This is a genomic window from Halomonas sp. 328, assembly GCF_015645095.1.
Classification (GTDB): domain Bacteria; phylum Pseudomonadota; class Gammaproteobacteria; order Pseudomonadales; family Halomonadaceae; genus Bisbaumannia.
Window position 1 is genome coordinate 62610 of record NZ_JADOTW010000009.1, and the last position, 13607, is coordinate 76216.

14 protein-coding genes and 1 tRNA gene are annotated in these 13607 nt (G+C 66.6%); 5 read left to right on the forward strand and 10 right to left on the reverse strand.

Annotation, left to right across the window (positions count from 1 at the left end; genetic code table 11):
• Window position 1: 1 nt before the first annotated feature.
• The 4 genes from IHD13_RS06065 to IHD13_RS06080 all read left to right on the forward strand — a co-directional run bounded on the left by IHD13_RS06065 (window position 2) and on the right by IHD13_RS06080 (window position 2374).
• A complete protein-coding gene (locus IHD13_RS06065; protein WP_195860143.1) occupies window positions 2–676 on the forward strand; it encodes an amino acid ABC transporter permease in 675 nt (224 codons plus the stop codon).
• A complete protein-coding gene (locus tag IHD13_RS06070) occupies window positions 673–1428 on the forward strand; it encodes an amino acid ABC transporter ATP-binding protein (protein WP_195860144.1) in 756 nt (251 codons plus the stop codon). The genes IHD13_RS06065 and IHD13_RS06070 overlap by 4 nt, the downstream gene beginning before the upstream one ends.
• 109 nt (window positions 1429–1537) lie before the next feature.
• Window positions 1538–1873: a YqcC family protein gene (locus tag IHD13_RS06075; protein ID WP_195860145.1), complete on the forward strand. Its 336-nt coding sequence runs from the start codon at window positions 1538–1540 to the stop codon at window positions 1871–1873.
• On the forward strand, window positions 1874–2374 hold the full coding sequence (locus IHD13_RS06080) for a gamma-glutamylcyclotransferase family protein (protein WP_195860146.1): 501 nt from the start codon (window positions 1874–1876) through the stop codon (window positions 2372–2374).
• A 63-nt stretch (window positions 2375–2437) separates the two neighbouring features.
• Here IHD13_RS06080 and IHD13_RS06085 read toward each other — a convergent pair whose 3' ends face one another.
• From IHD13_RS06085 to IHD13_RS06100, 4 genes are all read right to left on the reverse strand, one after another.
• Complete coding sequence (locus IHD13_RS06085) at window positions 2438–3064, reverse strand: OmpW/AlkL family protein (RefSeq protein ID WP_195860147.1); 627 nt, start codon at window positions 3062–3064, stop codon at window positions 2438–2440.
• A 122-nt stretch (window positions 3065–3186) separates the two neighbouring features.
• On the reverse strand, window positions 3187–4506 hold the full coding sequence (brnQ, locus tag IHD13_RS06090; protein ID WP_326838320.1) for a branched-chain amino acid transport system II carrier protein: 1320 nt from the start codon (window positions 4504–4506) through the stop codon (window positions 3187–3189).
• A 160-nt stretch (window positions 4507–4666) separates the two neighbouring features.
• A complete protein-coding gene (locus tag IHD13_RS06095) occupies window positions 4667–5290 on the reverse strand; it encodes an OmpW/AlkL family protein (RefSeq protein ID WP_195860148.1) in 624 nt (207 codons plus the stop codon).
• 166 nt (window positions 5291–5456) lie between these two features.
• Window positions 5457–6065, reverse strand: coding sequence for an OmpW/AlkL family protein (locus IHD13_RS06100; RefSeq protein WP_195860149.1), 609 nt, complete (start codon window positions 6063–6065; stop codon window positions 5457–5459).
• 275 nt (window positions 6066–6340) lie between these two features.
• Between IHD13_RS06100 and IHD13_RS06105 the strand changes: the two genes are divergently transcribed.
• Entirely contained in the window at window positions 6341–6607 is a 267-nt protein-coding gene (locus tag IHD13_RS06105) for a hypothetical protein (RefSeq protein ID WP_195860150.1), read from the forward strand.
• A 63-nt stretch (window positions 6608–6670) separates the two neighbouring features.
• On the opposite strand, the gene putP is transcribed toward IHD13_RS06105, so the two are convergent.
• The 6 genes from putP to IHD13_RS06135 form a co-directional block, all read right to left on the reverse strand.
• Window positions 6671–8149, reverse strand: coding sequence for a sodium/proline symporter PutP (gene putP, locus IHD13_RS06110; RefSeq protein WP_195860151.1), 1479 nt, complete (start codon window positions 8147–8149; stop codon window positions 6671–6673).
• Between the two features lie 35 nt (window positions 8150–8184).
• A complete protein-coding gene (putA, locus tag IHD13_RS06115) occupies window positions 8185–11376 on the reverse strand; it encodes a bifunctional proline dehydrogenase/L-glutamate gamma-semialdehyde dehydrogenase PutA (RefSeq protein ID WP_195860152.1) in 3192 nt (1063 codons plus the stop codon).
• A gap of 123 nt (window positions 11377–11499) precedes the next feature.
• Window positions 11500–12297 carry an AraC family transcriptional regulator gene (locus IHD13_RS06120; RefSeq protein WP_195860153.1) on the reverse strand — a complete coding sequence of 266 codons (798 nt, stop codon included), beginning with the start codon at window positions 12295–12297 and terminating at the stop codon, window positions 11500–11502.
• A gap of 68 nt (window positions 12298–12365) precedes the next feature.
• Window positions 12366–12728 carry a hypothetical protein gene (locus tag IHD13_RS06125; RefSeq protein ID WP_195860154.1) on the reverse strand — a complete coding sequence of 121 codons (363 nt, stop codon included), beginning with the start codon at window positions 12726–12728 and terminating at the stop codon, window positions 12366–12368.
• 77 nt (window positions 12729–12805) lie between these two features.
• Window positions 12806–12879 (reverse strand) — tRNA-Gly (locus IHD13_RS06130).
• Between the two features lie 159 nt (window positions 12880–13038).
• A complete protein-coding gene (locus IHD13_RS06135; RefSeq protein ID WP_195860155.1) occupies window positions 13039–13302 on the reverse strand; it encodes a hypothetical protein in 264 nt (87 codons plus the stop codon).
• Between the last annotated feature and the right edge of the window lie 305 nt (window positions 13303–13607).

The following is a 13607-nucleotide window of genomic DNA, read 5'->3' on the forward strand; positions in this document are numbered from 1 at the left end:
CATGGGCATTCTCGACGTCGGCTACATGGCCGATCTGCTGCCGATCCTGCTGCGCTACCTGCCCCTGACCCTGCAGATGGCGGCCCTCGGCATGGTATTGGCGCTGGTCCTGGCCTGTGCCCTGGCGGTGGTTCGGGTGCTGAGGATTCCGGGGCTGAACGGCGCGACCCTGCTGTTCATCTCCTTCTTTCGCGGCACGCCACTGCTGGTGCAGCTGTTCCTCTTCTACTATGGCCTGCCGCAGATCTTCGGCGCCCTGACCCAGATCAATGGCGTCACCGCGGCCATCATGGGCCTGACCCTGCACTTCGCCGCCTATATGGCGGAGTCGATCCGCGCCGCCATCGTCGGCGTCGATCGCAGCCAGACCGAGGCGGCCCTGGCCATCGGCATGACCCGCGGGCAGTTGATGCGGCGCATCGTGCTGCCCCAGGCGACCCGGGTGGCGGTGCCGACCCTGATGAACTACTTCATCGACATGATCAAGGCCACCTCCCTGGCCTTCACCCTGGGGGTGACCGAGCTGATGGGGGCGACCCAGAAGGAGGCGGCGGGCAGCTTCCTCTATTTCGAGGCCTTTATCACCGTGGCGCTGCTCTACTGGGGCATCGTCGAACTCCTGGCCTGGCTGCAGCGGCGGCTCGAGGCACGACTCAACGAGGCCTACCGGCGATGATTCGAGTACAGGGACTCACCAAGCGTTTCGGCGACAGCCTGGTGCTGGACGCCATCGACCTGGAGATCCAGCAGGGCGAGATCATCGTGGTGATCGGGCCCTCGGGCACCGGCAAGTCGACCCTGCTGCGCTGCCTCAACTTCCTGGAGCGCCCCGATGCGGGCTACCTGGAGGTGGGCCAGCTGCGCCTCGATACCCAGCGGGCCAGCCGCCGCGAGATCCTCGCCCTGCGCCGCTGCACCGCCTTCGTGTTCCAGAACTATGCACTGTTCGCCAACAAGACCGCCCTGGAGAACATCGCCGAGGGGCTGATCGTGGTCAACCGCTGGCCCAGGGCCAAGGCCCATGCCCGGGCCCGGGAGATCCTCGAGCGCATCGGCCTGGCGGACAAGGCCGATGCCTACCCCGCTTCCCTGTCCGGGGGGCAGCAGCAGCGGGTGGGGATCGGTCGCGCCATGGCCGCCCAGGCCGAGGTGATCCTCTTCGACGAGCCCACCTCGGCGCTGGACCCGGAGTGGGTGGAGGAGGTGCTGGGGCTGATGAAGCAGCTGGCCGCCGAACGCCAGACCATGCTGGTGGTCAGCCACGAGATGGGCTTCGCCCGCGAGGTGGCGGACCGGGTGATCTTCATGGAGGGCGGGCGAATCGTCGAGCAGGGACCCCCGGCGCAGCTGTTCAGCGAGCCCCGGGACCCGCGCACCCGGGAGTTTCTGCGCAAGGTGCTGGCCGCCCAGCAGGCCGCCGTGCCCTGACGCTTCCCTCGGCCATTCCCGCCGCCATCGCCAGGCACGGCGGGTCGCGGGATGGTCAGGGGGCGCCATGGCTGGGATAATAAGCGGATAGTCCAAGCGCGGAGTCATCATGACGGTTCATCAGGAGCTCGATCACGCCCTGGAACGCCTCGAGGCGACCCTCAAGGCCGCCGACCTGTGGGCGGCGAGACGCCCGCCCGCGGCGGCCTTCGACAGCCAGCAGCCCTTCTGCGTCGATACCATGGAGCTACCCCAGTGGCTGCGCTATGTGTTCATCGCCCGGCTCTCCGCGGTGGTCGAGGCCGAGGGGCGGCTGCCGGCCAATTGCGAGGTGGCGCCCGCCGCCGAGATCTACCTCAAGCAGACCGGCGTCAGGGCCAGCACGCTGCTGCTGGTGGTCAAGGCCATCGAGGAGGTCGACCGGGTGATCAACGAGGCCGACTGAATGCCTTACTATTTCGCCTACGGCAGCAACATGAATGCGGCTCGGGTAGCGGCGCGAATCGGGGAAACCCGGCGCGCCCTGGCCGGGGTGTTGCGGGATTACCGCCTGGCCTTCGACAAGGCCTCCCGGGTGCCGGGTATCGCCCACGCCAACGTGGTGGCGGCCCCCGGGGCCCGGGTGGAGGGGGCGCTGTTCGAGCTGATGGCGCCTGACCAGATCGAGGCCATGGATCCCTTCGAGGGCTATCCCCACGACTATGAGCGCCGGCGCCTCTCCATTCATACCCTGGAAGGTCCCCGCGACGCCTGGGTCTATCTGGCCGCCCCCGGCACCACCGCCGAGCGGCTGCGCCCGGCCCGCGAGTACCTCGATCATCTGCTGGCCGGCGAGGCCTTCCTCAGCCGTGACTACCATGCCGAGCTGGCGCGGGTGGAGGCGGTGGCCGACCTGGACGAGATGACCCTGGCGCAGTTGGGGTTATCGCGGCATAGCCCCCGGTAACCCCCATTGTTCCCCAACGACTCGGGCCCGCCAACATGGCGGGCCCGATGCGTTGGGGGCTGACTAGTAGCGGAAGCTGATGCCACCCATCACCACCCAGGGGTCGATGCTGACGGTGCCGATGGGGGTGCCATCGAGGCTCGCATCGGTGTCGATATCGATATACCAGGCCGCGGCGTTGAGCGCCCAGTGCTCGTCGATCAGCAGGTCCACCCCCAGCTGGCCGGCGGCGCCCCAGGAGCTCTCCAGGTTCAGGTCGCCCAGGGCGCTGGACTCGCTGGAGAAGCGGGTGTAGTTGATGCCGGCCCCCACATAGGGCTGGACGCGCCAGTCGGTACCGCCCAGCGGATAGTACTGCAGGGTCAGGGTCGGCGGCAGGTGCTTGGTGGAGGCCAGGTTCTGCCCATTGAGGTTGATGTCGTGCTCGAAGGGCAGGGCCGCGAGCAGCTCCACGCCCAGGTTGTCATGGAAGCGGTAACCCAGGGTGAAGGCGAAGCCGTTCTCGTCCTGCACATCGGCGGCGAAGGCGCCGCCTGCCAGGCTACCGTTATCGCTCTTGGGGGCCACCTTGGCGATCCCCAGTCGGGTAAAGAAGTCGCCGGCGCCATAGGCCAGGGCCTGGGTGCTGGTCATCAGGGTGGCGGCGGCCAGGCCGCCGGCGAGCAGGGAAACCAAAGGGGACTTGCGCATGCTGAGCTCCGTTATCGGTGAAAGCCTATGACGACAAGGCTACCCGGCCGGGCGACGGCGAATCTTGATCCAGAACAAGGCCGCCACCCGACGCAGTTGATCCAGCGCAAGTTTCCGAGCGATCAGGCCTCCTGGGGGCGTTGGCGGCGGCCCCGGGCGAGGCCCAGCAGGGTGCCGAGCAGTGCCGGTAGCAGCCAGCCGAAGCTGGTCGCGCCGAAGGGCAGGTGGCCCTGTAGCGTCTGGGCACCGTCTGCCAGGCCGGGCAGGTCGCTGATCACCAGGCCGTCCAGCAGGCTGGCGGCCAGAGTCAGGCTCAGGGCCCAGCCGAAGACCCGCGGGGCATCGGCGAGCCAGGGGCGAATCAGCGACAGCAGAATCAGCACGATGGCCGGCGGATAGAGGGCCACCAGCACCGGGATCGAGACCTGGATCAGGGTGTCCAGGCCCTGGTTGGCCACCAGGATGGCGAAGGCGCCCATGCCGACCACCAGCCAGCGATAGGAGAGCCGCGGCCAGAGGCGATGGAAGTACTCGCCACAGGCGGTCAGCAGGCCCACGGCGGTGGTCAGGCAGGCCAGGGTGATCACCGCCGCCAGCAGCACCGGGCCCCAGGGGCCGAAGAGCGCCGCCACATAGGTGGGGATCAGCTCGCCGCTGCCGGCCGCGGCGGCCACGTCGTGGCTGGTGGCCCCCATATAGGTCAGCGGCAAGTAGACGGCGGCCAGGCAGGCGGCGGCGATCAGGCCGGCACCCAGGGTGTAGCGGGCGACCAGGCGGGGATCCTCGACGCCACGGTCGCGAATGGCGGTGACGATCAGGATGCCGAAGACCAGGGAGGCCAGGGTGTCCATGGTCAGGTAGCCATTGCGGAAGCCCTCGGCGAAGGGAGTCGCCTGCCAGGCTCCCTGAGGCTCGCCAAGCGGTCCCTGGGGGGCGATCAGGGTGCCGAGGGCGATGACGCCCAGCAGCAGGATCAGCAGTGGCGTGATCCACTTGCCGATGATATCCATCAGGCGTCCCGGCATCAGTGCCAACAGGGTGGCCAGGCCGAAGAAGAGTAGCGAGTGCAGTGCCAGGCCGGTGTCCCCGGCGAGCGGAACGAAGGGGCGCATGCCCATCTCGAAGGCCACGGTCCCGGTGCGCGGCAGGGCGAAGAGGGGGCCGATGGCCAGGTAGATGCCCAGGCCGAAGAGCAGGGCGGCCAGGCGAGGCAGGGGCGCGGTCAGGGTCTCGAGACCGCCGCCGACCCGGGCCACGGCGAGGATGCCCAGCAGCGGCAGCCCCACGGCGGTGGCCAGGAAGCCCATAGCGGCGGGCCAGAAGGCGGTACCGGCACCGACGCCCACCTGGGGCGGGAAGATGATATTGCCGGCCCCGAGGAAGAGCGCGAAGGTCATGAACCCCAGCGCCAGCAGTTCGAGGCCGGAGAGGCGTGTTTTCACGGGAAGGGTACCTACTACGTGGAGAACGATCGACGTTCGGGTGACTTGGCGGTCGATATTATCCCGCAATAGGGAATGGCTAGCAAAAATTGCGACGGCCAGGGGGAAACGACAACGCCGGGCCCGAGGGCCCGGCGTGGGGATGCGCAGGGAGTGAGGTCTAGAAGCGCAGGGTAAAGCCCCCACCGATGGTCAGCGGGTCCAGGCGCGCCTTGCCGAGGTTCTCGCCCTCGTAGGAGACCCGGGTGCGCACGTCGGCGTAGTTGACCGACCCGTTGAGCAACAGGTTGTCGGTGATGGCCAGGTCGATGCCGGCCTGGCCCACGGCGCTGTAGGAGCGACGCATATCGACGCCTTCCGGCTCGCCGGAGAAGGTCGTGTAGTTGAGGCCGCCGCCGACATAGGGCTGAACCCGGGAGTCGAGGCCGCCCAGGGGGTAGTAGTTGGCCATCAGGTTGACGGGCAGGCGGCGGAAGCTGCCCTCGAAGCCTACCGGGCCACCGATCGCCACGTCATGCTTGACCCGTTGGCTGCCGGCGAGCTCGATGCCGAAGTTATCGTGGAAGAGGTAGCCCAGGCCGTAGGTGAAACCGCGGCCATCGCGGATATCCAGCCCGGTCTGGAAGTTGCCCGGATCGACCAGGTCGATGCTGGAGCGGGAGTCGGTCTTGGCGAAGCCGCCGCGCACGAAGACGTCGCCGGCGCTGTAGGCCAGGGCGGACTGGGCGGCGAGGGTCAGGGTAGCGGCGGTGACCGCGCTGGCGAGCCACTTGGCATTGCTCATCGGGGGTTCCTCCTTGAAGTTCGGCCGAGGTGGCCACGAGCATTGGGATGGCCCAAGGGTAAAGGGGAATCTCCGACGCCTCGAGACGTCGATGCCGACGTCACGGGTAAGAAAAAGCCGACGCCGCCCCGAGGGCGGCGTCGGCGAGCAAGGGCTCAGGCCAGGCTTAGAAGCGCAGGGTGATACCGCCGCCGATGGTCACCGGGTCGACCTTGGCGGTGCCCAGGCGTTCGCCGTCGGTGGTGCTGAGGCGAGTCTCCACGTCGGCGTAGTTGACGGAGCCATTGAGCAGCAGGTTGTCGGTGATGGCCAGGTCGACGCCGACTTGCCCCACGGCGCCATAGGAGCGACGGGCATCGAGGCCTTCGGGCTCGCCGGAGAAGCGCGTGTAGTTGAGGCCGGCCCCCACATAGGGCTGGACGCGGGAGTCCAGGCTACCCATGGGGTAGTAGTTGACCATCAGGTTGATGGGCATGCGATCGATGCTGCCGATGGCGTCACCACCCAGGGTCAGGTCATGCTCGAACTTCTCGCTGCCGCTCAGCTCCACCCCCAGGTTGCCATAGAACATATAGCCCAGGCCGTAGGTGAAGCCGCGCTCGTTGGCGATATCCAGGCGCTCTCCGGCCACGTCACCATTGTTGGAACGGGGCTCGCTCTGGGCGATGCCGCCGCGGACGTAGAAGTCGCCGGCTTCGAAGGCAAGGGCCGTCTGGCTGGCCAGCAGGCTGGCGCCGAGGAGGGTAGCGGTGACGAGGCGGGGCATCAGGGTCATGGGAGTCTCCTTACGTTTCGATCTCGAGCCATCAGGGGCTCATTCATTCTACAAGAGCAGTATAGAAAACACTGTTCTTTTCTGCAGCTAGAAAATCCCTATCGATGTCATAGAGTGTATTGCCGCGGTTTATCGAGGCCAATTTTCTAATTTGGCTTCATTCTGGTGAGTCGGCGTTGCTTTTGTGTATAAGTGTTGTATCGCAATATCGCTCGCCCTCCGGGCGGGATTCTTCTTTACTGGGGAAGAGCCCGGTCGAGGGCAAGGAGGTGAACATGAGGCATTCCATGGCGGCGCTGGGCGTCTCCGCTCTCTTGGCCATGGGGCTGCTCTGGCAGCCTCAGGTGATCGGCGCCCTGCCTTGGCCGTGGCGGCTGGCGATGGTAGCACTGGGGGCCTGGGCCCTTGGGATAGGCTTTATGGTCGGGGTCGGCCTGCGTCCGATCGGGGGCTGGGGACGGCGCCTGTTGGGAGAGCCGCTGTGCTGGCCCTTGCTCGGGAGCTTCACGGCGCTGTGGTTGCTGTTGGCGCTCTTCGCTTGAGGCAGGAACGGCATCGGGCCGCCCTGGGGCGGCCCGATGCCGTGGAGGCTTCGAGACGGTCGATCAGCCCTGCTTGATGGCGTCGAACTCGTCGGTGATCTCCTTGGAGGGCTCGGCAGTCGCCAGGCTCGCCACCACGATGGCGATATAGGCGAAGATGACGCCCGGGACGATCTCGTAGAGGTCGAAGAGGCCGCCGGAGAGCTCGGCCCAGACCACCACGGTCACGCCGCCGACGATGATGCCGGCCAGGGCGCCCCACTGGTTCATGCGCCGCCAGAACAGCGACATGATCAGGGCCGGGCCGAAGGCGGCACCGAAGCCAGCCCAGGCATAGGCGACCAGGTCGAGGACGGTGGCCTCCGGGTTCAGCGCCAGCAGATAGGCGAGGACGGCGATACCCACCACGGCGAAACGACCCACCCACACCAGTTCGTTCTGGGAGGCGTCCTTGCGGAACAGCGCCTTGTAGAAGTCATCGGTCAGCGCCGAGGAGGAGACCAGCAACTGGGAGTCGGCGGTGGACATGATGGCCGCCAGGATGGCCGCCAGCAGGATGCCGGCGATCACCGGATGGAAGATCAGGTTGACCATCACCATGAAGACGGTCTCGCCGTCGCCCAGTTCGCGGGAGACGAAGCCCACGCCCAGCAGGCCCACGGCGATCGAGCTGATCAGGGCGATCGCGGTCCAGCTCACGGCGATGGTACGGGCGGTGGGGATATCGTCTTCGCTGCGAATGGCGGCGAAGCGAGCCAGGATGTGCGGCTGGCCGAAATAGCCCAGGCCCCAGGCCAGGGAGCTGACGATGCCGATCACCGACAGGGTTTCGCCGGTGGAGGCGTCGCGGAACCAGGCCAGCATGTACTCGCTCTGCTCGGCCAGGGCGGCGCCGGCACCGCTGGTGCCTCCCAGGTCGGCGAAGGCGATGATCGGCACGATGGCCAGCGCCGCCGCCATCATCAGGCCCTGGATCAGGTCGGTCCAGGAGACCGCCAGGAAGCCGCCGATAAAGGTGTAGACGATGATGGTCAGGGTGCCCACGGTGACGGCGATGCGGTAGTCGAAACCGAACACGGTCTCGAACAGGCGCCCGCCGGCGACCAGGCCGGAGCTGGTGTAGAAGAGGAAGAACACCAGGATAAAGATCGCCGAGATCACCCGCAGCAGCTGACTCTTGTCGCGGAAGCGGTTGGCGAAGAAGTCCGGCAGGGTCAGAGAGTCGCTGGCCCGGAAGGAGTAGATGCGCAGCGGCTTGGCGACGATCAGCCAGTTGAGCCAGGTGCCGATCAGCAGGCCGATGGCGATCCAGCTGGCCGAGATGCCGCTGACATAGGCCGCCCCCGGCAGGCCCAGCAGCAACCAGCCCGACATGTCCGAGGCCCCGGCGGAGATCGCCGAGGTCCAGGGGCCCAGCGAGCGGCCCCCGAGGATATAGTCGGAGAGGTTGCTGGTGCGCTGGTAGGCGACGATGCCTATCCCCAGCATCGCCAGCAGGTAGACGGCGAAGGTAAAGCCGATGGTGAGATTGCTCTGAACCATGTCGAGATCCTTCTATGGGTTATTGTTGGTCGTGGTCACTCGTCCCCCAGGGCCAGCAGGGAGGCATTGCCGCCGAGGGCGGCGGTATTGATGGTCACCGTCTTCTCGGTGGCGAAGCGCAGCAGGTAGTGCGGGCCGCCGGCCTTGGGGCCGGTGCCGGAGAGTCCCTGGCCGCCAAAGGGCTGGACCCCGACCACGGCGCCGATGATATTACGGTTCACGTAGACGTTGCCTACACGGATTTTCTGCGCAATCGCCTCGGCGAAAGATTCGTTACGGCTGTGCACGCCGAAGGTCAGGCCATAGCCGCGGCCGTTGATCGATTCGATCACCCGGTCCAGCTCGCTGGCCTTGTAGCGCACGATATGCAGGATGGGGCCGAACTGCTCGCGCTCCAGGGCCTCGATGCCGTCGATCTGGAAGGCCGCCGGGGCGACGAAGGTGCCGTGGGCGGTATGCGCCGCCTCCAGCTGGGTCTCGGCCAACAGCCGGCCCTCGCCCTTGAGCTTGTCGATATGCGCCATCAGCCCCCGGCGGGCCTCCTCGTCGATCACCGGGCCCACGTCGGTGCCCAGGTCGCGGGGGTCGCCCACATGCAGCTCGGCCATGGCGCCCTCGAGGATCTCGATCACCCGATCGGCCACGTCGTCCTGCAGGTAGAGCACCCGTAGCGCCGAGCAGCGTTGCCCCGCGCTCTGGAAGGCGGACTGGATGACGTCGGCCACGACCTGCTCGGGCAGGGCGGTGGAGTCGACGATCATGGCGTTCATGCCGCCGGTCTCGGCGATCAGGGTCGGCAGGGGCGCGCCTTCCCGGGCCGCCAGGGCACGGTTGATGATCTGGGCGGTGTCGGTGCCGCCGGTGAAGACCACCCCGGTGATGCGCGGGTCGCCGCTGAGCACGCTGCCCACGGTGGGGCCGTCGCCGGGCAGCAGCTGGACCACGTCGCGGGGCATGCCGGCCTCGTGCAGCAGCTCGATGACCCGGTGGGCGACGATGGAGGTCTGCTCGGCGGGCTTGGCCAGTACGGTGTTGCCGGCCACGGCGGCGGCCACCACCTGGCCGCAGAAGATCGCCACCGGGAAGTTCCAGGGACTGATGGCGGCGAACACGCCCTTGCCGCCCAGCATCAGCTCGTTGGACTCGCCGGTGGGCCCGGGCAGGGCGGTGGGTGCGGCGAACAGCTCCTCGGCGCGCATGGCGTAGTAGCGGCAGAAGTCCACCGCCTCCTTGATCTCGTCGACGCCGTCGGTGAGCAGCTTGCCGCCCTCCCGGGAACAGAGCGTCATCAGCTCCGCCATATGCGCTTCCATCAGGTCACCCAGGCGGCGAATGATGGCGGCGCGCTCGGCCACCGGGGTGGCCTCCCAACGGGGGAAGGCGGCCCAGGCGGCATCCACGGCCTGAGCGGCCTGCTCCCGGGTGGTCCACTGCACGCTACCGACCCGCTGGTTGCGGTCATAGGGGCTGGTCACCTCATGGGTCTGGGCGGCATCGTCGGCCACCGTCACGGCCAGCAGCGGCTTGGCGCGATAGGTCTTGTCCATGAAGCCCGCCATCTTGTCCATGAGCGGCTGGTAGTGGCTGCGAATATTCAAGTTGACTCCCCGCGAGTTCTTGCGTTTCGGTCCATAGATGTCCCGCGGCAGCGGGATGCGATGATTGGCGTAGCGCTCGTGCTGGCTCAGGCTCTCCACCGGGTGCACGCAGAGCGACTCCACCGGCACCTTGGGGTCCACCAGCTGGTGGACGAAGGAGGAGTTGGCGCCGTTCTCCAGCAGGCGGCGCACCAGGTAGGGCAGCAGGTCCTTGTGGGCGCCCACCGGGGCATAGATCCGGCAGTAGGTGCCCTGGGGCGCGCGCTTCAGGGCGGCGTCATAGAGCGCCTCGCCCATGCCGTGCAGGCGCTGGAACTCCAGCTGGCGATCGGCGGCATTGGCCAGCTCGAGGATGGCGCTGATGGTGTGGGCGTTATGGGTGGCGAATTGCGGGAAGATGCGCCCCCGGGTGTTGTCCGACAGCAGATAGTTGGCGCATACCAGGTAGGCCACGTCGGTGCTGGCCTTGCGGGTGAAGACCGGGTAGCCATCCACGCCGAGCTGCTGGGACTCCTTGATCTCGCTGTCCCAGTAGGCGCCCTTGACCAGGCGTACCGGGATCTCGTCGCCCTGCCGGTCGGCCAGCCGGGTCAGGTATTGCAGGGTCGGCAGGGCGCGCTTGGAGTAGGCCTGCACCACCAGGCCGAAGTGGCCCCAGCCCTTGGCGGCATCGCTCTCGTAGACGGCGCGGAATACCTCCAGGGAGAGCTCCAGGCGATCCACCTCCTCGGCGTCGATGGTGATGGCCACATCGCGTGCCCGGGCCAGGGTCACCAGCTCGCGGACCGTGGCGGTCAATTCCTCGAGGATCTGGCTGCGGCGGCCGAACTCGTAGCGGGGATGCAGTGCCGAGAGCTTGATGGAGACCGAGGGGGCCGGGGTCTTGTCGCTGAGTGTCTGGCTGGTCTTGCCGACGCGCTCGATGGCGTGGGCGTAGTCATCGAAGTAGCGCTTGGCGTCCTTGCGGGTGCGGGCGGCCTCGCCGAGCATGTCGTAGGAGTAGGTGTAGCCCTTGTCGAACAGCGGCTTGGAGCGCTTCAGCGCCTCGTCGATATCGCGACCGAGGACGAACTGCTTGCCCATCACCTTCATCGCCTCGCGCATGGCGCGGCGGATCACCGGCTCGCCCATGCGGTTGACCAGCTTGTTGATGAAACCGCTGGGCTTGCCGTCCTTGGGCTTGTCCATGGTCACGACCCGACCGGTCATCAGCAGGCCCCAGGTGGAGGCATTGACCAGCCAGGAGTCGCTCTGACCCACGTAGGACTGCCAGTCCGCCGGGCCCAGCTTGTCCTCGATCAGGGCGTCGGCGGTCTCCTTGTCGGGAATGCGCAGCATGGCCTCGGCCAGGCACATCAGCATCAGTCCCTCATGGGTGTCCAGGCTGTACTGCTGCAGCAGCTCGTCGATGGTGTCGACGGCGGTGTCCATCTCGCGGACTTCCCGCACCAGTTCGGCGGTCTTGGCGGCGATGCGTTGGAAATCGGCCTCGTCGGCGGAGAGGAAGCTCACCAGTTCGCCGACGAAGCTGTCTTCGTCGACGATGTAGTGTTCGCTGATGCGCTGGAAGAGGGTGTCGAGGTCCTGTTGCCAGGTGGATGCGTCGAGCAGGGTCTTGGCTGTGAGCATGTCACTCTCCCGGAAGCCTTTTTTGGATGACCTGAATGTAGGGTGGGAGAGTGGTGAGCGTCTTGCCAATTTCTCGGACGGATTTGTCAAAAAGCCGGGGTCTGTGACGAAACGTCGCGAAATTTACGACTTTAGTCGAGTGGTGTCGAGGCGTTGTGGGGCGATTCGCCGCAACTGGCTCGGCGGATGCCCATAGCGGCGTCGGAAGGCGTGGGAGAGGGCGCTCTGGTTGGCGAAACCGGTCAGGGCGGCGACCTCGGAGAGCGGCAGGCGGCTCGAGACCAGCAGCCGGTGGGCCGCTTCCAGGCGCTTGCGCAGCAGATATTGATAGGGAGGCAGACCGGTCTGGTGGCGGAAGCGTTCGCTGAAATGCGCCTCGCTGAGGCAGGCCTCCTGGGCGAGGTCCGCCACCGTCAGGTGACTGGCCAGGTGGCGATCGATAAAGCGATCCAGGGTGGCCAGGTCCAGGGGGCGGCCGGGGTGGGGCCGTTCCTCGGGCAGCAGTCGAGAGTGCAGGCAGCCCAGCAGGGTGGCGGTGAGCAGGTCATCCTGAAGGCGGGGTACCGGGGCGCGGGCCTGCTCCAGCTCCAGGGTCACGAAGGCCAGGTAGCGGCGCAGGGGTTCGTCCAGGGCGAAGAAGCGCGGTGCATCGAAGAGCCGGGCCAGCTCATGGTAGTGGCCGGTGAGGGGCGCGGCATCTCCGGGCAGGTCGAGGATCAGCTGGCGGTTGTCGCCAATGCCCTCGTAGTAGTGCACATGGCTCGCCGGGACGATGCAGCCGGAAAGGGGCGCGATGGAGCCGCCCAGCCCCTCGATCTCGAATTCCGCGTGCCCGGTCAGCCCGATCACGATCTGGTGGTAATCGTGGTCATGGTGGCGGGTAGTATTGTCGAGGGGAATCAAGCGGATGGCACTGGACATGGCGCGACCTCGAGCCTCGGCGAACGGCGCATGCGGCCCATTGTATCAGTCTTTGGACGCTCGGGGTCTTACCGGGACTGCCGCCGCGCCAGATGGCGGGCCAGTTGCTCGCGGATTTCCGCGAGCTCCGCGCAGCCCGCCCGGTTGAACAGCTTGCCGCCCTGGGCGGCCTGCCAGGGACGGCCATGCTCGTCCATCAGGCGCTGGGCGCGACGGCGGATGCCCTCGAGAATCTCATCATGGCGGATCGGGTAATTGACGATGGTCTGCCACTCGGTCTCCTGCACCGTGCCCTCCAGGGCGCGATCGAAGAGCGCCAACAGGTCCTCGGCCTCGGTACGATAGCGTGGGGTGCGCGACAACAGCAGGATGGCCACCATGCCGCCGATAATCAGCAGGCAGACGGCGAAGACCAGCAGAAATAGTGCCATGGAGCCGCTCCTGGAGCTCGTGTCGCTGGGAGCGCAGGGGCCGGAAGCAGGTAAGGAAAACTGACACGAGGAGAGATTGGAGCGGGTGAAGGGAATCGAACCCTCGTCTTAAGCTTGGGAAGCTTCTGCTCTACCATTGAGCTACACCCGCAAGGCGGAATCGATAGTAAAAGCAAATGCTTAGGCTTGCAAGTCGCGAGGGGGCTTTCCGCGGCCTTTCCCGCTAAGTGATTGATCTATCATGCCTCCTCGTGGCGAGAACGACGAACGCCGCCGAGGGCGGCGGCGTTGGGCCGGAGGGGGATCCGGCTCAGGCGGTAAAGTGGGCCACGGGCCCCTCCTGGGGCGTCAGCAGGGGAAAACGCTGCGAAAGGCTGATCTGACCCTGGCGGGCCACGGCGACCTGCACGCCGCGTCCGCAGCAGCGGCACTGCACATAGGTATCGAGGCGCAGGCGCCGGGCGCTGAAGTCGCCGCCGATGCGTGACAGGCTGGGCGCCGTTTCCCGGGCCCCGCAGGCGCAGTCGATGACCCAGTGTTGCGTGTCGGTCCGATAGACATGAATCGCTGGCATGCTGAGCCTCCTGCAATGCGTGGTTCACTCTCCCTAGTACCCAGGATGGCAGGTGAGGCTCGGTATGGCTGTCAGCGTTTACCGACAGCGGGTGTCATATTTGGAAGAAAGGGCCCGCCGGAACAAGGTGTTACCTCGCATTAGGCGAGAGTGTTGAAAGCGCGGACAGAAAGTTTGCTTGGGGATGGAGAATTTTCGCCGGTCCGTGGTCACACTGAACGTGAGCACGATGAATTCAGTCGATGGCAGTCGCACTGAGTTTCCATTGGAGCTTGCGTTTCGATCCCTTTTGCCGCCCGTGCCTA

Excerpts from the sequence above, each read along its gene's own strand:
- IHD13_RS06065 (WP_195860143.1), top strand. The coding sequence starts at position 2 with ATGGGCATTCTCGACGTCGGCTACATGGCCGATCTGCTGCCGATCCTG.
- IHD13_RS06070 (WP_195860144.1), top strand. The coding sequence starts at position 673 with ATGATTCGAGTACAGGGACTCACCAAGCGTTTCGGCGACAGCCTGGTG.
- IHD13_RS06075 (WP_195860145.1), top strand. The coding sequence starts at position 1,538 with ATGACGGTTCATCAGGAGCTCGATCACGCCCTGGAACGCCTCGAGGCG.
- IHD13_RS06080 (WP_195860146.1), top strand. The coding sequence starts at position 1,874 with ATGCCTTACTATTTCGCCTACGGCAGCAACATGAATGCGGCTCGGGTA.
- IHD13_RS06085 (WP_195860147.1), bottom strand. The coding sequence starts at position 3,064 with ATGCGCAAGTCCCCTTTGGTTTCCCTGCTCGCCGGCGGCCTGGCCGCC.
- IHD13_RS06095 (WP_195860148.1), bottom strand. The coding sequence starts at position 5,290 with ATGAGCAATGCCAAGTGGCTCGCCAGCGCGGTCACCGCCGCTACCCTG.
- IHD13_RS06100 (WP_195860149.1), bottom strand. The coding sequence starts at position 6,065 with ATGACCCTGATGCCCCGCCTCGTCACCGCTACCCTCCTCGGCGCCAGC.
- IHD13_RS06105 (WP_195860150.1), top strand. The coding sequence starts at position 6,341 with ATGAGGCATTCCATGGCGGCGCTGGGCGTCTCCGCTCTCTTGGCCATG.
- putP (WP_195860151.1), bottom strand. The coding sequence starts at position 8,149 with ATGGTTCAGAGCAATCTCACCATCGGCTTTACCTTCGCCGTCTACCTG.
- putA (WP_195860152.1), bottom strand. The coding sequence starts at position 11,376 with ATGCTCACAGCCAAGACCCTGCTCGACGCATCCACCTGGCAACAGGAC.
- IHD13_RS06120 (WP_195860153.1), bottom strand. The coding sequence starts at position 12,297 with ATGTCCAGTGCCATCCGCTTGATTCCCCTCGACAATACTACCCGCCAC.
- IHD13_RS06125 (WP_195860154.1), bottom strand. The coding sequence starts at position 12,728 with ATGGCACTATTTCTGCTGGTCTTCGCCGTCTGCCTGCTGATTATCGGC.
- IHD13_RS06135 (WP_195860155.1), bottom strand. The coding sequence starts at position 13,302 with ATGCCAGCGATTCATGTCTATCGGACCGACACGCAACACTGGGTCATC.